At 63.0% G+C, this 19142-nt stretch carries 19 protein-coding genes, 1 tRNA gene, 1 pseudogene and 1 riboswitch; of the genes and pseudogenes, 16 read left to right on the top strand and 5 right to left on the bottom strand.

Features of this window, described 5'->3' with window-relative positions:
- Nucleotides 1-55 precede the first annotated feature (55 nt).
- Nucleotides 56-1270 carry a ubiquinone biosynthesis hydroxylase gene (locus tag NXT3_RS18630; protein WP_104839838.1) on the top strand — a complete coding sequence of 405 codons (1215 nt, stop codon included), beginning with the start codon at nt 56-58 and terminating at the stop codon, nt 1268-1270.
- 21 nt (nt 1271-1291) lie between these two features.
- Here NXT3_RS18630 and NXT3_RS18625 read toward each other — a convergent pair whose 3' ends face one another.
- Together NXT3_RS18625 and NXT3_RS18620 are read right to left on the bottom strand one after the other, a co-directional pair.
- Nucleotides 1292-1498 carry a DUF1737 domain-containing protein gene (locus NXT3_RS18625; RefSeq protein WP_037390390.1) on the bottom strand — a complete coding sequence of 69 codons (207 nt, stop codon included), beginning with the start codon at nt 1496-1498 and terminating at the stop codon, nt 1292-1294.
- Entirely contained in the window at nt 1495-2400 is a 906-nt protein-coding gene (locus NXT3_RS18620) for an HpcH/HpaI aldolase/citrate lyase family protein (protein WP_104839837.1), read from the bottom strand. Before NXT3_RS18620 ends, NXT3_RS18625 begins: the two co-directional genes overlap by 4 nt.
- Before the next feature lie 101 nt (nt 2401-2501).
- On the opposite strand from NXT3_RS18620, the gene NXT3_RS18615 reads away from it, so the two are divergent.
- The 8 genes and pseudogenes from NXT3_RS18615 (at nt 2502) to NXT3_RS18580 (ending at nt 8733) form a co-directional block, all read left to right on the top strand.
- The gene (locus tag NXT3_RS18615; protein ID WP_097526128.1) at nt 2502-2744 is read left to right on the top strand and encodes a hypothetical protein; all 243 of its coding nucleotides are present in this window, start codon (nt 2502-2504) and stop codon (nt 2742-2744) included.
- Nucleotides 2745-2867: 123 nt separating this feature from the next.
- Nucleotides 2868-3473, top strand: coding sequence for a 3-isopropylmalate dehydratase small subunit (leuD, locus tag NXT3_RS18610; RefSeq protein WP_097526129.1), 606 nt, complete (start codon nt 2868-2870; stop codon nt 3471-3473).
- A gap of 11 nt (nt 3474-3484) precedes the next feature.
- Entirely contained in the window at nt 3485-3865 is a 381-nt protein-coding gene (locus NXT3_RS18605) for a RidA family protein (protein WP_097526130.1), read from the top strand.
- 48 nt (nt 3866-3913) lie between these two features.
- Nucleotides 3914-4753: an AAA family ATPase gene (locus NXT3_RS18600; protein ID WP_104839836.1), complete on the top strand. Its 840-nt coding sequence runs from the start codon at nt 3914-3916 to the stop codon at nt 4751-4753.
- Nucleotides 4750-5226: pseudogene (locus NXT3_RS33285) on the top strand (NUDIX hydrolase). The gene NXT3_RS18600 and the pseudogene NXT3_RS33285 overlap by 4 nt, the downstream one beginning before the upstream one ends.
- A gap of 161 nt (nt 5227-5387) precedes the next feature.
- A riboswitch (SAM riboswitch) is annotated at nt 5388-5465 on the top strand.
- A gap of 61 nt (nt 5466-5526) precedes the next feature.
- Nucleotides 5527-6450, top strand: a complete 924-nt coding sequence (gene metA, locus NXT3_RS18590; protein WP_037417986.1) for a homoserine O-acetyltransferase MetA — start codon at nt 5527-5529, stop codon at nt 6448-6450.
- Nucleotides 6450-7634: a vWA domain-containing protein gene (locus tag NXT3_RS18585; protein ID WP_104839835.1), complete on the top strand. Its 1185-nt coding sequence runs from the start codon at nt 6450-6452 to the stop codon at nt 7632-7634. The genes metA and NXT3_RS18585 overlap by 1 nt, the downstream gene beginning before the upstream one ends.
- A gap of 82 nt (nt 7635-7716) precedes the next feature.
- Nucleotides 7717-8733, top strand: coding sequence for an aldose epimerase family protein (locus NXT3_RS18580; protein WP_104840039.1), 1017 nt, complete (start codon nt 7717-7719; stop codon nt 8731-8733).
- Between the two features lie 33 nt (nt 8734-8766).
- Here NXT3_RS18580 and NXT3_RS32475 read toward each other — a convergent pair whose 3' ends face one another.
- Both NXT3_RS32475 and NXT3_RS18570 read right to left on the bottom strand, forming a co-directional pair.
- Nucleotides 8767-9432: a PIN-like domain-containing protein gene (locus tag NXT3_RS32475; RefSeq protein WP_234828067.1), complete on the bottom strand. Its 666-nt coding sequence runs from the start codon at nt 9430-9432 to the stop codon at nt 8767-8769.
- Between the two features lie 335 nt (nt 9433-9767).
- A tRNA-Gly gene (locus tag NXT3_RS18570) sits at nt 9768-9842 on the bottom strand.
- A gap of 252 nt (nt 9843-10094) precedes the next feature.
- Between NXT3_RS18570 and NXT3_RS18565 the strand changes: the two genes are divergently transcribed.
- The 4 genes from NXT3_RS18565 (at nt 10095) to NXT3_RS18550 (ending at nt 12668) form a co-directional block, all read left to right on the top strand.
- Nucleotides 10095-10604 carry a prolyl-tRNA synthetase associated domain-containing protein gene (locus NXT3_RS18565; RefSeq protein WP_037418183.1) on the top strand — a complete coding sequence of 170 codons (510 nt, stop codon included), beginning with the start codon at nt 10095-10097 and terminating at the stop codon, nt 10602-10604.
- Nucleotides 10605-10665: 61 nt separating this feature from the next.
- Entirely contained in the window at nt 10666-11643 is a 978-nt protein-coding gene (gene trxA, locus NXT3_RS18560) for a thioredoxin (protein ID WP_104839834.1), read from the top strand.
- 145 nt (nt 11644-11788) lie between these two features.
- Entirely contained in the window at nt 11789-12469 is a 681-nt protein-coding gene (locus NXT3_RS18555; protein WP_037389940.1) for an LON peptidase substrate-binding domain-containing protein, read from the top strand.
- Between the two features lie 10 nt (nt 12470-12479).
- On the top strand, nt 12480-12668 hold the full coding sequence (locus NXT3_RS18550) for a Trm112 family protein (RefSeq protein ID WP_018235934.1): 189 nt from the start codon (nt 12480-12482) through the stop codon (nt 12666-12668).
- 109 nt (nt 12669-12777) lie between these two features.
- Here NXT3_RS18550 and NXT3_RS18545 read toward each other — a convergent pair whose 3' ends face one another.
- The gene (locus tag NXT3_RS18545) at nt 12778-13212 is read right to left on the bottom strand and encodes a metallopeptidase family protein (RefSeq protein ID WP_037389938.1); all 435 of its coding nucleotides are present in this window, start codon (nt 13210-13212) and stop codon (nt 12778-12780) included.
- 168 nt (nt 13213-13380) lie between these two features.
- On the opposite strand from NXT3_RS18545, the gene NXT3_RS32470 reads away from it, so the two are divergent.
- From NXT3_RS32470 to NXT3_RS18535, 3 genes are read left to right on the top strand one after another with little or no spacing between them, the layout of a single operon-like run.
- Nucleotides 13381-14334: an ImuA family protein gene (locus NXT3_RS32470; protein ID WP_037417969.1), complete on the top strand. Its 954-nt coding sequence runs from the start codon at nt 13381-13383 to the stop codon at nt 14332-14334.
- A gap of 40 nt (nt 14335-14374) precedes the next feature.
- Nucleotides 14375-15790 carry a DUF6504 family protein gene (locus NXT3_RS18540; RefSeq protein WP_234828123.1) on the top strand — a complete coding sequence of 472 codons (1416 nt, stop codon included), beginning with the start codon at nt 14375-14377 and terminating at the stop codon, nt 15788-15790.
- Nucleotides 15787-19140: an error-prone DNA polymerase gene (locus tag NXT3_RS18535; RefSeq protein WP_104839832.1), complete on the top strand. Its 3354-nt coding sequence runs from the start codon at nt 15787-15789 to the stop codon at nt 19138-19140. The genes NXT3_RS18540 and NXT3_RS18535 overlap by 4 nt, the downstream gene beginning before the upstream one ends.
- Nucleotides 19141-19142: the final 2 nt, after the last annotated feature.

Genomic DNA, 19142 nt, shown 5'->3' with positions numbered 1-19142 from the left:
GGCATTGATCTATATAGGCACGGATCGATGCTCAAGTGCGACGGGAGAAGGCGGGATGATCGATGTACTGATTGCCGGAGGCGGTTATGTCGGCCTGTCGCTTGCCGTATCGCTCAAGAAAGCGGCTCCCCATCTTGAAGTGACGGTTGTCGACGGCGCGCCGGAAGGTGATTGGAAAAGGGACGAGCGAGCCTCCGCGGTGGCGCTTGCTGCCGAGCGCATGCTCGAAGTGCTCGGGGTCTGGAGCGCGATCGCGCCGGAGGCCGAGCCGATCCTCAGGATGGTGATCACCGATTCGAAGGCCGCCGATCCCGTTCGCCCCGTGTTTCTGACCTTCGAGGGCGATGGCGGCGAGGGCCGTCCCTTTGCGCATATGGTGCCGAACACCGCGCTGGTCGGCGCCTTGCGCGACGCGTGCCGGGAGCTCGGCGTGGCCATCCGCCAGGCGGCGATGGTTGAGAGCTTCAAGAGCGGCGATCACGCCGTTGCCGTGACGCTTGCCGGCGGCGAGGCGCTCGAGGCGCGGCTGCTAGTCGCCTGCGACGGCGTGCGTTCGAAATTGCGCGAGGCGGCCGGCATCAAGGTCGTCGAGTTCGATTACGGCCAGTCCGGCATCGTGACGACGGTCGAGCACGAGCGGCCGCATGGCGGCACGGCGGAGGAGCATTTCCTGCCGGCCGGCCCCTTCGCCACCCTGCCGCTCAAGAACAACCGCTCCTCGCTCGTCTGGACGGAGAGCAGCTACGATGCCGAAAGGCTGCTGAAAGAGGATGACTTCATTTTCGAAGAGGAACTGGAGCGCCGCTTCGGCCATAAGCTCGGCCATCTCAAGGTGGTCGGCGGCCGCAGGGCCTTTCCGCTGGGCCTGACGCTGGCGCGCGATTTCGTGGCCCCGCGCTTCGCGCTGGCGGGCGATGCCGCCCACGGCATTCACCCGATCTCCGGCCAGGGCCTCAATCTCGGCTTCAAGGACGTGGCCGCCCTTGCCGAAACGATCGTCGAGGCGGACCGCCTCGGCCTCGATATCGGCTCGCTCGCCGTCCTCGAGCGCTACCAGATCTGGCGGCGCTTCGACACGTTCCGGATGGGCGTGACGACGGATGTGCTGAACCGGCTGTTCTCCAACGACATCACGCCGGTGAGGGTGCTGCGCGACGTCGGCCTCGGCCTCGTCGATCGCCTGCCGTCGCTCAAGAATTTCTTTATCCGCCAGGCGGCCGGCATTGCCGGCGAAGCGGACCCGCGATTGCTTTCGGGGCAGCCTATCTGAGGAAGCGCCCGGTATTCGGCCTTACTGCTCCGACAGCTTCATATCCGGCTGGTAATCCTTGCCCTCCACCTCCTTCACCACCGCCTGGCCGCATTGCATGTGCTGGGTATCGGCGTTGAAGGCATAGGTAGGCGAGCCGTGCAGGCTCCAACCCTGGTTCAAAGCCGCCGTCACCTTGTGGCAAAACGAAGCGTCGTCGGGACCGGTCAGAAATCGGTAGAGTTTCAAGGTTTCACCTTTCGCTTTTCGATGATGTCCGCTTTCGTGGCGAGTTTCAGCGCCTCGTCGAGATGGAGGCGCTCGACCATGCGGCCGTCTAGATTGATCACGCCCTTGCCGGCATGTTCCGGCCGGGCGAAGGCGCCGATGATCGCGTGCGCCTCGTCGAGTGCCGCCTGGTCTATGCCGAAGCAGCGATTGGCTTCGTCGATCTGGGCGGGGTGGATCAGCATCTTGCCGTCGTACCCCATGTCCCGCCCCTGCCGGCACTCGGTCCCAAAACCCTCCGCGTCGCGAAAATCGTTGAAGACCGCGTCGATGGCGTCGAGACCGCTGCCGCGGGCGGCAAGCAGGACCTGCATCAGCCATGGCACGAGATAGGTGCGGCCGGGAAGGGCGGGAACGCCCGTCGCCTTGCGCAGGTCGTTGAGGCCGACGACGAAGCAATCGAGCCGACCGCCGACGGTGCGCCCCATCTCGGCGATCGCCGGCACGTTGATGACGCCGCGCGGCGTCTCGATCATCGCCCAGAGCCGCAGGCTTTCGGGCGCGTCGTTGTCGGAGAGCCAATCGAGCACCGCTTGGATGTCGGCAGGGCTTTCGACCTTCGGCAGAAGAATGGCGTCCGGGCGCAGCACGACCGAGGCGGCAAGATCCGCTTCGCGGAATCCCGATTCCGCCACATTGATGCGGATGATCGCTTCGCCGTCGGGACGGTTTGCGGACAGATGGCTGACAAGGGCGTCGCGGGCTTGCGCCTTGTGCTCGGGCGTCACGGCATCCTCGAGGTCGAAGATCACCGCGTCTGCGGCAAGGTCCTTGATCTTGGCGAGCGCGCGGGGATTGTCGGCAGGAACGCTAAGCACGGAGCGGCGGAGCCGCACGGGATGATGATCTGTCGCACGTGTCATGCAACCCGTTGTGCCCGCCTTTGTTGCCTTGCGCAAGGTCGAAGGCCCCTCTTGCAAGCGGTGCCGCGAGCCACCACATGGCTTAAAGAAAGGTGACGAACATGCAAAGCATCCGCTCTGTTCTTTTCACGGCCGCCGCCATTGCCATCACGGTCGCGGCCTTCGTGCTGACCGCCTCGCTCGCCCTGGCGCTTGCCGGCATCGCCGCCGTCGTCGCGATCGGCAGTGCGATCGCCGCGCGGTTCAGGGCGAAGCCGATGCCGGCACGGGCCCGGGCAAATGCCGGCCAGCAGCGCGAAATGCGGATCTGGAACGACGGGCGCGGCACGATCATCGATCTCTAGAAACGCTCAAAGGACGCTCCAGAAGCGAGCCGCCAAGGCCCGCAGCACAGATTCTCCTTCATTTCGGCGCGAAACTGATCTAAACGCTCTCCCAACACTTCCGCTGAAATCGAAGGCTAGACCATGGACAAGTTCGTCAAGCTCACCGGCGTTGCTGCGCCCCTGCCCGTCGTCAACATCGACACGGACATGATCATCCCGAAGGACTACCTGAAGACGATCAAGCGCACCGGCCTCGGCACGGGGCTTTTCGCCGAGGCGCGCTACAACGAGGACGGCACGCCGAACCCCGATTTCGTGCTCAACAAGCCGGCCTATCAGAACGCCAAGATCCTGGTTGCCGGCGACAATTTCGGCTGCGGCTCCTCGCGCGAGCATGCGCCCTGGGCGCTCCTCGATTTCGGCATCCGCTGCGTCATCTCGACGTCTTTCGCCGACATCTTCTACAACAACTGTTTCAAGAACGGCATCCTGCCGATCGTCGTCAGCCAGGCCGACCTCGACAAGCTGATGGACGATGCCAACCGCGGCTCCAATGCCGTCTTGTCTGTCGATCTGGAAGCCCAGGAAATCACCGGCCCGGACGGCGGTTCGATCAAGTTCGAGATCGATGCCTTCAAGCGCCATTGCCTGCTGAACGGCCTCGACGACATCGGCCTGACGCTCGAAAAGGCGGGCGCCATCGACAGCTTCGAGAAGTCGACCGCCGCATCGCGCCCCTGGGCCTGAACGGCTCGCGGATGACGCGCAGGCTGATTTCGACCGGATCGCCCTTCGAGAAGACGGCAGGCTATTCGCGTGCCGTCGTCAAGGGCGACTGGTGCTTCGTCTCCGGCACGACCGGCTACGACTACGCCAGCATGACCATGCCGAAGACGGTCGAGGAACAGGCGCGCAACTGCCTGAAGACGATCGAGGCTGCGCTGAAGGAAGCCGGCTTCTCGCTCTCGGACGTCGTGCGCAATCATTACTACGTCACCGACGCCAGCTTCGCCGACCGGGTCTTCCCGATTTTCGGCGGGGTTTTCGGCGAGATCCGCCCAGCCGCGACGATGGTCGTTTGCGACCTGATCCGCCCGGAAATGCTGATCGAAATCGAGGTCACGGCATTTCGCGGGTGAGGCGGGATCGGTTTTCGCGCATTCATCAACCTCGAGAGTAGCAGGTCCATGCAGTTTGAAGGCACCGCCGACTATATTGCCGAAAAGGACCTGATGGTCGCCGTCAATGCGGCGATAAGGCTGGAGCGGCCGCTGCTCGTCAAGGGCGAGCCAGGCACCGGCAAGACCGAGCTCGCCCGCCAGATCGCCGCGGCACTTGGCCTCGACCTCATAGAGTGGAGCGTCAAATCGACCACCAAGGCGCAGCAGGGGCTCTACGATTACGACGCCGTCTCGCGGCTGCGCGACAGCCAGCTCGGCGACGCCCGCGTCAACGACGTGAAGAACTATATCCGCAAGGGCAAGCTCTGGCAGGCTTTCGAGGCGTCGGAAAAGGTGGTGCTGCTGATCGACGAGATCGACAAGGCGGACATTGAATTTCCCAACGACCTCTTGCAGGAACTCGACCGGATGGAGTTCCATGTCTACGAGACCGGCGAGACGATCCGCGCGCGGCACCGGCCGATCGTCGTCATCACTTCGAACAACGAAAAGGAACTGCCGGACGCCTTCCTGCGCCGCTGCTTCTTCCACTATATCCGCTTTCCCGATGCCGAGACGCTCGCCCGCATCGTCGAGGTCCACTATCCGGGCATCCGCAAGACCCTGCTATCGGCGGCCCTTGCCGCCTTCTACGGCATCCGCGAGGTGCCGGGGCTCAAAAAGAAGCCCTCGACCTCCGAGGCTCTCGACTGGATCCGCCTTCTGGTCGCCGATGAGATCGATCCGGCCGACCTGCGCGCCGATCCAAAATCGATGCTGCCGAAGCTGCACGGCGCCCTTTTAAAGAACGAGCAGGACGTGCACCTGTTCGAGCGCCTGGCCTTCATGGCGCGCCGCGACGCATGAGCCCGGACGCGCAAAAGGTCCTGATCTACGCCACCTGGCGGGGTTCGCTGCTGGTCTTCGACGAACCGGATTTTCCCGAAATCGAGCTGCAGGTGCCGGGCGGCACGATTGAGCCTGGCGAGAGCCCGGAAGGCGCGGCCCGTCGGGAATTTTTCGAGGAGACCGGGCTCACGCTGCCGGACACGGCGACGCAATTCGCCACCCGGGATTTTCGCTACGGGAAAGGTGATAGGGAAATCTGCCATCGCCGCCACTATTTCCACGTCGCCCTTGAAGGCGAACAGCGGCAAACATGACTGCATCACGAAATGACGCTGGACGGCGGTGGAGCGCCGATCCGCTTCTGCTTCTTTTGGATGAGCCCCGACAAGGCCGTCACGCGTCTGGGGTACGGAATGCAGGAAGGTCTGGACTTGCTGCAGTACGCGACGCTTCGCCCTTTTCCTCGGGTTTGCCCCTCTCCTCGGGCTTAACCCGAGGACTAGCCCCCGCTCGCGGGGGGGGGGGAGAGCTTGGGCGCCGCCGCGAGTCCCTTCTCCCCGTTGAACGGGGAGAGGTGGCCGGCAGGCCGGATGAGGGGCCGCAAACCCCAAGACTCCTTTTCCATTGACCACCTGCCCGGCGCCACGCTATCAAACGATCCTGTGGTGATTTGGCCGGCCGGCTTGCAGCCACGTTAAAGAAATCGCTAAAGGGCCGAGGAAAGAACGGATTTCCGAGGACCGGTCGCGATCATCTCGCCGCCGGTTTTTTTGTATTGATCGAGTGGACCCATGCCCATCAAGATTCCCGATACGCTGCCTGCCTTTGAAACGCTCGTCAACGAGGGCGTGCGGGTGATGACCGAGACGGCGGCGGTCCGCCAGGACATCCGCCCGCTGCAGATCGGGCTCTTGAACCTGATGCCGAACAAGATCAAGACGGAGATCCAGATCGCCCGGCTGATCGGCGCGACGCCGCTGCAGGTGGAACTGACGCTGGTGCGCATCGGCGGCTATCGACCGAAGAACACGCCAGAAGAGCATCTCTTCGCCTTTTACGAGACCTGGGAGGAGGTGAAGGGCCGCAAGTTCGACGGCTTCATCATCACCGGCGCCCCGGTCGAGACGCTCGACTATGAAGAGGTCACCTATTGGGACGAGCTGCAGCGGATTTTCGACTGGACCGAAACGCATGTGCATTCGACGCTGAACGTCTGTTGGGGCGCGATGGCGGCGATCTACCACTTCCACGGCGTGCCGAAATATCCGCTCAAGGAAAAGGCCTTCGGCGTCTATCGTCATCAGAATCTCAAGCCCTCCTCCGTCTATCTGAACGGCTTTTCCGACGATTTCGCCGTCCCCGTGTCGCGCTGGACGGAGGTACGCCGCGCTGATATCGACCGGGTGCCGGGTCTCGAGATCCTGATGGAATCGAGGGAGATGGGCGTCTGCCTGGTGCACGAGAAGAAGGGCAACCGGCTCTATATGTTCAATCACGTCGAATATGATTCCACCTCGCTCTCAGACGAATATTTCCGCGACGTGGACGCCGGCGTGCCGATCAAGCTGCCGCACGACTATTTCCCGCACAATGATTCGACCCTGCCGCCGCAGAACCGCTGGCGCAGCCATGCGCATCTTTTCTTCGGCAACTGGATCAACGAGATGTACCAGACGACGCCTTACGAGCTCGAAAAGATCGGCAGCGGAGAGTGATGTTCATTCCCTTCTTCCTTGAACTGAAGGCAGAGAAGATCCCGGTGACGCTTCGGGAGTTTCTGTCGCTGATCGAGGGAATGGAGAAGGGGATCGCCGCTTTCGACGTGGAGGCCTTCTATTTTCTGGCGCGCACGGCGCTGATCAAGGACGAGCGCTACATCGACCGTTTCGACCGGGTGTTCCGGCATTGCTTCGCCGGGCTCGAAGCGGTTTCCCCGTCGCAGAATGTTGCCGAAGTGGCGATCCCCGAGGAGTGGCTGAAGAAGCTCGCCGAGAAATATCTGACCGAGGAGGAGAAGAAGCTCGTCGAGGCGCTCGGCGGTTTCGACAGGCTGATGGAGACGCTGCGCCAGCGGCTTGCCGAGCAGACCGGCCGTCACCAGGGCGGCTCGAAATGGATCGGCACGGCCGGCACCTCGCCCTTCGGCGCCTATGGCTACAATCCCGAAGGTATCAGGATCGGCCAGGAAGGCTCGCGGCATCGGCGTGCGGTCAAGGTCTGGGACCGGCGCGAGTTCAAGGACTACGACGACACAGTCGAGCTCGGTACCCGCAACATCAAGGTGGCGCTGAAGCGGCTCAGGCGCTGGGTGCGCCAAGGGGCGGCCGACGAACTCGACCTCTCCGGCACGATCCGTTCCACCGCCGAGCACGGCTATCTCGACGTGGTCACCCGGCCGGAGCGCCGCAATGCCGTCAAGCTCCTGATGTTCTTCGACGTCGGCGGATCGATGGACGACCACATCCGCATCGTCGAGGAGCTGTTCTCGGCGGCCCGCGCCGAGTTCCGCCAGATGGACTATTTCTACTTCCACAATTGCGTCTATGAGGGCCTGTGGAAGGACAATCGCCGCCGCCGCGCCGACATTACCCGCACCACGGAGGTCCTGCGCACCTATGGCAGCGATTACCGCGCCATCTTCGTGGGCGACGCCGCGATGAGCCCCTACGAGATCAGCCATCCGGGCGGCTCGGTCGAGCACTGGAACGACGAAGCGGGGGCGCTCTGGCTCGAGCGCCTGACGGCGCATTTCCCGCGGTCGATCTGGCTCAACCCGGTGCCGGAGAGCCATTGGCGCCATACCCATTCGATCGGCGTGATCCGCGCGCTCTTTCACGGGCGGATGTTCCCGCTGACGCTCGCCGGCCTGCAGGCGGCGACCAAAGAATTGTCGCGTTGAAAAGTGTGACTTTCCGGTTGCCGCCCCGCCGGAAATGACGCAGTTTGTCGCCCGCTTGGATGATGTCGCGAGGGGAGAAACGATGAGCACCGACACGGAAATCTTCGGCCACCTGCCGTCCGGCGAACCGGTGCATCGGCTGACGCTCACGGGCGGCGGGCTGACCGCCAGGGTTTTGACCTGGGGCTCGGTCATCCAGGACCTGCGGCTTGACGGCCATCAGGCGCCGCTCGTGCTCGGCTTTGAGGATTTCCAAAGCTATCCGGCCCACTCCTCCTATTTCGGCGCCACGCCCGGGCGCAACGCCAACCGCATCGGCGACGGGGGCTTCATGCTCGACGGCAAGGCCTATCAACTCGAGCTCAACGAGAAGGGCGTCACACATCTGCACGGCGGCAGCGACAATATCGGCAAGCGCAACTGGACGATCCTCGACCGGGCGGAGGGCAGCGTGACGCTCCGGATCACCGATCCCGATGGCCGCGCCGGCTATCCCGGCAACTGCACGGTGACCTGCACCTATGCGCTGAAGCCGGGCGGCACGCTGAACGTCCTCTACGAAACCGAGACCGACGCGCCGACGCTCGCCAATGTCTGCCAGCACAGCTATTTCAATCTCGACGGCGGCGAGGACGCGCGCGGCCATGACATCATGATCGCCGCCGACCATTACCTGCCGACGGACGAGCGGCTGATCCCGACCGGCGAAATCCGCCCCGTCGCCGGCACTGCCTTCGACCTCCGCGAGATGACCTCGCTCAAGCGCCAGATGCAAGGCGACAGGATCGCCTATGACCATAATTTCTGCCTCTCGCCGGAGCGCATGCGGAAGCGCTCGGTGGCGCTGGTGCGCAGCATCAATTCCGGCGTCTCGCTGGAGGTGCGGACGACCGAGCCCGGCGTCCAGCTTTACACCGGATCCAAACTGAACGTGCCGGTCTCTGGCCTCGAAGGCCGCCGCTACGGCCCCTTCGCCGGCTTCTGCCTCGAGACGCAAGTCTGGCCCGATGCGGTGAACCACCGAGGTTTTCCGAATGGTGTGCTGAGGCCGGGTGAGGTGCTCCGGCAAGAGACGGACTACGTTTTCGCCAAGAGCTGAAACGGATATATAGCGCGAAGTATCTAAAGGTGCTCAAAGAGGGAGAGAGCGAAGCTTCGTGTGTTTGCCGATCGGAACTCGTGCATCGAAGGTGCGGCAAGGCCATCTGGAAACGATTGTCGCTGCCACCATGTGCATAGGCGATTTTTGATAGGCGGGCGCCAAGACAAAGCCGTGTAACCCAGCGGAGCGTAGTGCTGCTCGTTCTGCCGAATTTCTGAGAACTCGGGTATCTCCGGTGATGAACATCCACGATTCCGCTGAGGTGCGCAAAAATTCTATCCATTCCAAATCGGTGGAATTTCGCCCGCGCGGTAAGCCGGAGAGATCTTTGATGTGCAGGGCCGAGTGGCCAAAGTGACTTATGAAACCATGTAATGTTGAGGCGAGAACTGGCGAGGTGCAGTTGTCGAACAGAACCTTCACCATCCGCTGACTGAGAGAACCTTCAAATTCCACGGCGCGGCGCACCGATGATTCGGGCACGTCAAAGGCCATGTTCAGCAGGCGTTCTCGTTCCTGGCCGTCGGGGTCGGTCTCGATGACGTGCAAGAATATCTTACGTCCATCAGTCCGAAATCGGTCGGTAGAAAGAGGGTGGTCGCGGCCGAGCTCCTCACGGGCAATCTGAATTGCAGCGCGCACCTTTATTGCTGAAATACCTGCTCGAATGAACGCGTCTGCAACTCTGATTTCCATCAGGTCTCTGAAGTCGAGCACCAACCGATCATCACCAAGATTGATTGCCGGAGCCCAGAGCGGTGCGTACGTAGAACCCTGGCGGAGTGTCCGCGCAGCCATCGAGAGATTTTCGACGCGGGCACGTGAAGGAGGCGTCCTGCTTCCGCAGGCGTGTATAGTCCCACTCCTATCAGGTAGCTCATCCCGAAATCTCCTACGCCCATAGATTCAATAAACGAGATTCCTGTCAACAACTTTAAGCAAGTGCTCGCGAGCGCTGACAGTGAGCTTGTTAGGACGCGTTTTAGACAGGCAAAAGCTGCTAGAAAGCTGCTGATAATCTTTGAGAAAACTGGAGCGGGCGAAGGGATTCGAACCCTCGACCCCAACCTTGGCAAGGTTGTGCTCTACCCCTGAGCTACACCCGCTCATCAGACCCAGGTCCGGGGTAGTCTGTGGACCGTGGGTTGCCGCCCCGTCTTGCGGCGACCGGCGCTATATGGCCTATCGATTTTTCAAATGCAACAGGGAAATGGCGCGGAAGGCAAGAATTTTTTCGGGCTAATCCCAAAAGGCCGCCATGCCGCGATCCCCCGCCGTTGGCCGCCCTTGAGATTGCGTAAGCCGGCCCTTCCTCGTAAAGCAGGACAAAATCTAAAGCCGTCGGAAGGATCAAGATGATGAGCGAGGCACAGCCGAAATCCGCGGAAGACCTATTCCGCTTTCTCGACGAACTCGGTATCGAGCACAGGACGAAGCAGCATCAGCCGGTCTTTACCGTCGCCGAATCGGTGGCGCTGCGCGATGAAATTCCCGGCGGACATACAAAAAACCTGTTCCTGAAGGACAAAAAGGACAATTATTTCCTGCTGACCGTCGAGGAGAATGCGACGGTGGACCTGAAGACCATTCATCAGACCATCGGCGCGGCCAGCAAGGTCTCCTTCGGCAAGCCGGAGAAGCTGATGGAATATCTGGGCGTGATCCCCGGCGCCGTGACCGCCTTCGGCGCGATCAACGACACCTCGGGCAAGGTGAAGATCATTCTCGACGAGGGGCTGATGGAATTCGACACGATCAACTGCCACCCGCTCTCGAACGACCAGACGACCTCGATCGCCGCCACCGATATGCTGCGCTTCATGGAGGCGACCGGACACGAGCCGCTTGTCTTGAAAGTGACGGCCTGACATACGATCTTTGGTGCGGAAAGCATCAAGTCGGGCGGCAAGCCCGCGAGGAGAGAGAAGAATGGGCGGTAGCGACAATCCCTATGCAGGTTCCTTCGGCAACCAGATGACGGCCTCGGCCTCGTTCGGCGGGCAGCCGGCACCGAATGCCGCGGTCGCCGGCGACCTGATCAAGGAGACGACCACCGCCGCCTTCGCCCGCGACGTGCTCGAGGCCTCGCGCCAGCAGCCGGTGCTGGTCGATTTCTGGGCACCCTGGTGCGGCCCCTGCAAACAGCTGACGCCGGTCATCGAGAAGGTGGTCAAGGAAGCCGCCGGCCGCGTCAAGCTCGTCAAGATGAACATCGACGACCATCCGTCGATCGCCGGACAGCTCGGCATCCAGTCGATCCCGGCGGTCATCGCTTTTGTCGGCGGGCGTCCCGTCGACGGCTTCATGGGCGCTATCCCCGAGAGCCAGATCAAGCAGTTCATCGACCGTATCGCCGGCCCGGCCGTCGACGATTCCAAGGCAGAGGTCGAGGCCGTGCTTGCCGACGCCAAGGCGCTTTTCGAAGCCGGCGATGCCCAGAACGCCGCCGGCCTCTACGGCGCCGTGCTGCAGGCGGAGCCGGAAAACACCGAGGCGATCGCCGGCATGGTCGAATGCATGATCGCGCTCGGCCAGCTTGCCGAGGCGCGCCAGGCGCTCTCGCAACTGCCGGAAGAACCGGCGAAAGCCGCGGCAATCGGTGCCGTTTCGAAGAAGCTCGATCAGATCGAGGAGGCTCGCAAGCTCGGCGATCCGGTGGCTCTCGAGCAGCAACTGGCACACAACCCGGACGACCACGCGGCACGGCTGAAGCTTGCCAAGATCCGCAATGTCGAGGGCGACAGGACCGGCGCCGCCGAGCATCTCCTGACGATCATGAAGCGCGACCGCAGCTTCGAGGACGACGCCGCCCGGCGCGAGCTCCTGTCCTTCTTCGAAGTGTGGGGACCGAAGGATCCGACGACGATTGCCGCCCGGCGCAAGCTGTCTTCTCTTCTCTTCTCCTGATCGGAAGACAGCCGGCAGCCGAGCCGTTTTTTGCGTCTCCGATCGCAGCTTTTGCCTTGAGATTTTCGAGGGATGCACCATTTCTTGAGCGTGCGGCCCGCGTTTATGAAATGGGGGACGCCGCGATCTTCAGGGGCAATCGGAAATGCATGTCGGAAATGCGCGTTATCTCAGTCCGAAGGATCTGCCGGAGATCATTCCGGTCTTCCCCCTGACGGGCGCGCTGCTGCTTCCGGGTGCCCAGCTTCCTCTCAACATCTTTGAACCCCGCTACCTCGCAATGTTCGATGACGCGCTCTCCGGTGACCGGCTGATCGGCATCGTCCAGCCCTCCTTTGCCGAAGGCCGCAGCGACATCGATTCCTCGCCGGTGCCGGCACTCTGCCAGGTCGGCTGCATCGGCCGCATCACCTCCTTCGCCGAAACCGGCGACGGCCGCTACATCACCTCGCTCACCGGCGTCTGCCGCTACAGGCTGTTTGCCGAAATTTCCGGCGTGCGCGGCTATCGCCGCTTCCGCATCGGCCCCTTCGCGGCCGATCTCGAAGGGCCGGACGACGAGGCCCTCGTCGATCGCGAGGCGCTGCTTGCCGCCTTTCGCGCCTATCTCGACGCCAACAAGCTGGAGGCGGACTGGGAAAGCGTCGAACGGGCGAGCAACCGTACGCTCGTCAATTCGATGGCGATGATGTCGCCCTATGGGCCGGCGGAGAAGCAGGCGCTGCTCGAAGCGCCGGATCTCAAGACGCGCGCCGAAACGCTGATCGCGATTACCGAGATCGTGCTCGCCCGCAATTTCGGCGATCTCGACAACATTCTGCAGTGAAGACGAAGCCATGGACGCAAACGCCAGCAGGGTCGATCCGAAACTTCTCGAATTGCTCGTCTGTCCGCTGACAAAGGGGCGGCTTAGCTACGATGCCGAGGCCCACGAGCTGGTCTCGGAAAAGGCCCGCCTCGCCTATCCGATCCGCGACGGCGTGCCGATCATGCTTGTCTCGGAAGCGCGCAAGATCGAAGATTAGGCGACGGTTGCTTGCCCCCTCATCCCGCTGCCGCGACCTTCTCCCCGCGAGCGGGGCGAAGGTGCCGGCAGGCGGATGAGGGGCAAATCGATGGAAGGTCGTTTGTGCCCTAACCGCCGACGTGCTCGACGCTCGCCTCGATCCGCTCCATGTCGTCGTCGGAAAGACCGAAATGGTGGCCGATCTCGTGAATCAGCACATGGGTGATGATATCGCCGAGTGTTTCCTCGTTTTCCGCCCAGTAGTCGAGGATCGGGCGGCGGTAGAGGGTGATGCGGTTGGGAAACTGGCCGGTCTCCATGGTGAAGCGTTCGCCGATGCCGCGGCCTTCGAAGAGGCCGAGCAGGTCGAAAGGCGTCTCGAGCGCCATGTCTTCGAAGACGTCGTCGCTGGGGAAATCGGCAACTTCGATGATGAGGTCCGTCGTCAGCTTGCGGAATTCGTCCGGTAGGTGGCTATAGGCTTCAAAAGCAAGCTGTTCGAATGTGGTAAGCGTCGGTGCGTGGCGTTCCCGCCAATCATCGGTCTGGTCAATGCGGGCCATAGGCACTCCTTGTTGCCCTCATATAGCGATTTCCCGTTTGTTTTTCGAGTGTTGAATTCTGTTCAGGCGAGGCTGAGGAATAAATTCTTATTCTTTGCTGTTGACTCTTCCTGCCAGCTCTGGAATCCATAAGAACATAACATGAACATTTGATGGGAGTTGACCGTCATGGCCGAGAACGCCGTGCAACGGCAAACCATACTTTCCCTTCGTGACACCATAGCACGGATTGAAAATTGCAGCTTGCCTGGAATCGTGCGGACCGCCAAGACGGCCGATGCCGCCGGCTTTCGGCGCGGCAGTGAAGGGACCTTGCATCGCAAGGTGCTGCCGCTCGGGATCGGGCCGCTCGACGGTCTCCTCAAGGGCGGGCTGCCGCTCGAAGGGATGATGGAAATCCGCAATGCCGAAACCCGCGATGCGGGCGCGGCCGCCGGCTTCGTGGCGGCGCTTGCGGTGCTCTACCAGCAGGAGAGGAGGGAGAAAGGCCATCTCGCTCCGGTGCTCTGGATCAGCCAGGCGCTCGCTTGCCGCGAGGCGGGGCAACTCTATGCGCCCGGCCTCAAGTCCTATGGGCTCGATCCGGAGCGCTTCCTCTTCGTCGCGGCGCGCACCGTCAAGGATGCGCTCTGGGTCGCCGAGACGGCGCTTTCGGTGCCGGTCTTCGCCGCGGTCGTTCTGGAAATCCGCGGCAATCCCGCCTGTCTCACCTTGAGCGAGAGCCGGCGCCTCAATGTCCGGGCCCGGGCGGGTCATGTGCCTCTGCTTCTCTTCCGCCAGGCGGGCAAGGAGGAGGCGAGCAGCGCCTTTTTCCGCTTCCAGATCAAGCCGGCGCCGGCCGGCGAACGTCCTCTCCCCGATGGCTCGGTGCTTTGCGGCAGCATCGACCATCCCGCCTTTCACCTCCTTGTCGAAAAAAGCAGGGCTTATGCCGCTGCCGACATCTTTCTGGAATGGAACGCCCATGACCGCCGCTTCTACCCCCTCGACGAACGCCGGAGCGCCGCTCTTCAGGCCAACGGACAGCCAGAGAATCCTGTCGATCCACTTTCCTCACCTGCCGGCCGACCGCCTCGCGCGCAGCCGCTGGGGCGCCTCCTGGCTTTCGCGCGGGCGTCCTGATCATCCGCCGGTCGTTTTCGCCGCCAAGATCGACAATGCCATGCGCCTCGTCGCGCTCGACACGCTTGCCGAGAAGATCGGCCTGAAGCGCGGGCAGGGGGCGGCGGAGGCCCGCGCCATGTGCCCGGCGCTCGACGTGATCGCCGCCGATCCGGCGGCCGACCAGGCCTTTCTGGAAGGGCTTGCCGACTGGTGCGACCGCTACACGCCGCTGGTCGCGCTCGACGGAAAGGACGGCCTGTTTCTCGACATCACCGGCTGCGCCCACCTGCATGGCGGCGAGAAGGGGCTTGTCAGCGATCTCCTGTCCCGGCTTTTCTCGCTCGGCGTCGAGGCGCGGGCGACCGTCTCCTCCGCAGCCGGCCTTTCCTGGGCCGCCGCCCGCTACGGCGATGTGGCCGTCATCGAAGCGGGAGAGGCCGGTCGGGTTCTTGCACCCTTGCCGGTTGCGGCGCTCCGCCTGCCGAAGGAAACCGCCGCAGCCCTCGAGCGCGTCGGGCTGAAACAGATCGGCGACCTTCTCGAAGCGCCGCGCGCGCCGCTTGCCCGCCGCTTCGGTTCCCTCCTTCTCCTCAGGCTCGACCAGGCGAGAGGCGCGGCGGACGAACCTTTGTCGCCGCGCCTGCCGGTGCCGAGCTTTGCCGCCGAGCGCCGGCTCGCCGAACCGCTGATGGACGAGGAATACATTCTCGAACTGACCCGTCACCTTGCCAAGGACGTCCGCACCTCGCTGGAGCGGCATGGCGAAGGCGGGCGGCTGTTCGAGCTTCTTCTGTTTCGCGTCGACGGACGGGTATTCCGTGTGCGGGCGCATGCGGCCATGCCGTTGAATGATGCCGGCCGCATCGCGGCGCTCTTTCGCGAACGGCTGCAGGCGGTCCATGACGATCTCGATGCCGGCTACGGCTTCGAAATCCTCAGGCTGGCCGTTTTGCGCAGCGAAAGGCTCGATCCGGCGCAGCAGGATTTTTCCGGCGTGCCCGAGGAAAGCCAGCCGCTTGCCGCCTTCATCGACAAGGTTGCCGCCCGGTTCGGCCCCGATTGCCTGATGCAGGCGAGCCTTGCCGAAAGCCACCTGCCGGAGCGGGCGGGCGGGTTTGCCGCGGTCAGGAATGTGGCGGCGGTGATGGCGCCGCCTGGCTCTGACGGCAGGGTCTTTCCGGAAAACCGCCCGCTTCGGGTTTTCGCCTACCCCGAACTGGTGGAGGCGACGGCCGAGGTGCCGGACGGCGCCCCGCGCAGCTTCAACTGGCGAAAGACCCAGTATCGCGTCGCCCGCGCCGAGGGTCCCGAGCGGATCGCCGCCGAATGGTGGATCGACGGGGAGGACCATCCGACGCGCGACTATTTCCGGGTCGAGGATCAGGAGGGCCGCCGTTTCTGGCTGTTCCGCGAAGGCCTTTACGGAAGGGAAGTCGCGGCAGCCCGCTGGTTCATGCACGGAGTTTTCGCATGAGCGAGGCGCCGATCTTCTACGAGCTTGGAGCGCGCACGAATTTCTCCTTTTTAGAAGGGGCGGCGCCGGCCGAGGAGATGATCGTCTTTGCCAAGAAGATCGGGCTTTCAGGCCTCGGCGTCGCCGACCGCAACAGCGTGGCCGGTGTCGTCAGGGCCCATGCCAAGGCAAAAGTGGAGAATTATCCTTTCCAGCCCGGGGCCCGCCTGGTCTTTGCCGATGGCACGCCGGACATTCTCGCCTATCCCCGGAACAGGCAGGGCTGGGGGCATCTCTGCCGACTGCTCAGCGCCGGCAACCTGCGTTCGAAGAAAGGCGACTGCACGCTTCATCTCGCCGATCTTCTCGAATGGCAGGAGGAACTGCTGCTGATCGTCATGCCGGGCGAAGGCCGGCCGCAGCCGGAAATCCTGGGCACGCTTCTTGAGACATTGCGGGAGCATGCCGGCAACCGGCTCTATCTCGGCCTTGCGCCCCGTTATGACGGCTTCGACCGGCATGACTTCGCCGTTCTCGCCGCCCTCGCCAGGAGCCTCGATGTCCGGCTTCTGGCCACCAATGACGCACTCTATCACGATCCGCACTACCGGCCGCTTGCGGATGTGGTCACCGCCATTCGCGAGCATGTGTCGATCGCCAGCGCCGGCTTCCTCCTCCAGAAGAATGCCGAAAGGCACCTGAAGGGCCCGCAGGAGATGGTGCGGCTTTTCCGCGACTATCCCGAAGCGATCGTCAATGCGGGCAAATTCTTCAAGCGGCTTTCCTTCAGCCTCGACGAGCTCAGCCATCAATATCCGGACGAAAACGCCGCGGGCGAGACGCCGGCCGAAAGCCTGCGGAGGCTCGTCGCCGAAGGTGCGCGCGAGCGGTATCCTTCCGGCGTGCCGGAAAAGGTAAAGCGGCAGATCGAATACGAGCTCGAACTCATCCACGACAAGAAATACGAGCCCTATTTCCTGACCGTCCACAAGCTGGTGAAATTTGCCCGCAGCGTGAACATTCTCTGCCAGGGGCGGGGGTCTGCCGCCAACTCCTCCGTCTGTTTCTGCCTCGGCATCACCGACGTCGATCCGCAGAAGTTCACGCTGCTGTTCGACCGCTTCCTGTCGCGCGACCGCGACGAGCCGCCCGATATAGATGTCGACTTCGAACACGAGCGGCGCGAAGAGGTCATCCAATATATCTACAGAACCTACGGCAAGGAGCATGCCGGGCTCACTGCCGCGGTGATCAGCTACCGCTCGCGTTCGGCCGGCCGCGAGGTCGCCAAGGCCTTCGGCCTGTCGGAGGACATACAATCGGCTCTCGTCAGTTCCGTCTGGGGCTGGGGCACTTCGCCCTTCACCGAGGAACAGGCGAGGGGGGCGGGGCTCGACATGGCGGATCCGCTGACGAGGCGCGTGCTTGCCTATGCCAGCCTGCTCATGAACTTCCCGAGGCACCTCTCCCAGCATGTCGGCGGCTTCGTCATCACCCGCGACAGGCTCGACGAGGTTGTGCCGATCATGAACACGGCCATGCCCGACCGCTACATGATCGAATGGGACAAGGACGATCTCGACCAGTTGAAGATCCTCAAGGTCGACGTGCTGGCGCTCGGCATGCTGACCTGCCTCGCCAGGGCCTTCAAGTTCCTGGAAGCCCATTACGGCAAGCCGAAAACGCTCGCCGAACTCTACCAAGACCAGAAAGAGGCCGTTTACGACATGATCTGCCGCGCCGATACGGTCGGGGTGTTCCAGATCGAAAGCCGTGCGCAGATGAGCATGCTGCCGCGGCTCAGACCGCGCGAAATGTACGATCTGGTGATCGAGGTGGCGATCGTCCGCCCGGGTCCCATCCAGGGCAACATGGTGCATCCCTATCTGAAGCGGCGCGAGGCGCAGCGCCGGGGAGAAGCGGTCGACTATCCGAGCGAGGAATTGAAGGCGGTCCTGGAAAGAACGCTGGGCGTGCCGCTGTTCCAGGAGCAGGCAATGCAGATCGCCATCACCGCCGCCGGCTTCTCGCCGAGCGAGGCCGATCGCCTGCGCCGCGCCATGGCGACCTTCAAGCGGACCGGCACGATCCATACTTTCGAGCGGAAGATGATCGATGGCATGGTCAAGAACGGCTATGAAAGGGAGTTCGCCGAGCGCTGCTTCAACCAGATCAAGGGTTTCGGCGAATATGGTTTTCCCGAGAGCCATGCCGCCTCCTTCGCCTCGCTCGTCTATGCCTCCTCCTGGTTCAAGGCCTATTATCCGGATGTCTTCTGCGCCGCGCTTCTGAACTCGCAGCCGATGGGCTTCTATGCGCCCGCGCAGCTCGTGCGCGATGCCCGCGAACACGGGGTGAAAATCCTGCCGGTCGACGTCAACCACTCGGACTGGGATGCCCTGCTCGAAGGCGAGAGGATGTTCAGCAAGGATGCGGTCGACCCGCGCCATGCGGATATGCGGGATGTGATCAAGTCGCAGAAGGCCGTCCGGCTCGGTTTCCGGCTGGTCAAGGGATTGCGGCAAGCGGATATGGGGGCGCTCGTCGCGCGCCGCGGCGAGGGATACCGGTCCGTTCACGATCTCTGGGTCCGCTCCGGGCTGACGCGGGCCGTGCTGGAGCGTCTTGCGAATGCGGATGCCTTCCGCTCCATCGGCCTCGACCGGCGAAGAGCCCTCTGGGCGGTGAAGGCGCTCAACGAGCAGTCGGCGGTCGAGCGCCTGCCGCTTTTCGATGGGGCCGGTTCGACGGACCTACAGGTCGAGCCGGCGGTTGCCCTGCCGGACATGCCCGCCGGCGAACATGTCATCCATGACTATCGCTACCTGACGCTGTCGCTGAAGGCCCACCCGGTCTCCTTCATGCGAGAGGATTTCTCGCGCATGAGCATTCTTTCCAGCCGGGATTTGGCGCGGACCCCGGCCGGAAGACGGGTGACGGTGGCAGGCCTTGTGCTCGTTCGCCAGCGGCCGGGTTCGGCCAATGGCGTCATCTTCATGACGATCGAGGACGAAACCGGTGTTGCCAACATCATCGTCTGGGAGAAGACCTTCCAGAAATATCGGCGGCAGGTCATGGGATCCCGGCTCGTGAAGATACGCGGCCGCTTACAGAGCGAAAGCGGCGTCATCCATGTGGTCGCCGAACATATGGAGGACATGACGCCGATGCTCGGGCTCCTGCGCAACGAGGCCAGGCGCTTCGGAGCCAATGATCGGGCCGACGAGGCGCTCAGGCCGACCGCGGATGCCCGCGACAAGAAAGCACTCCGGCAATTGCGCCTGATGCCTTCTCAACAAGAGGGACGAAAAACGTCGGAGTCGGGGAGCGAGGTGGCCGAGGTCATGCCGAAGGGACGCAACTTCCATTGATC

The organism is Sinorhizobium fredii (genome assembly GCF_002944405.1).
Taxonomy (GTDB): Bacteria; Pseudomonadota; Alphaproteobacteria; order Rhizobiales; family Rhizobiaceae; genus Sinorhizobium; species Sinorhizobium fredii_C.
The sequence above is the reverse complement of the archived record's forward strand: the minus strand, read 5'-3'. Positions and strand labels throughout refer to the sequence as shown.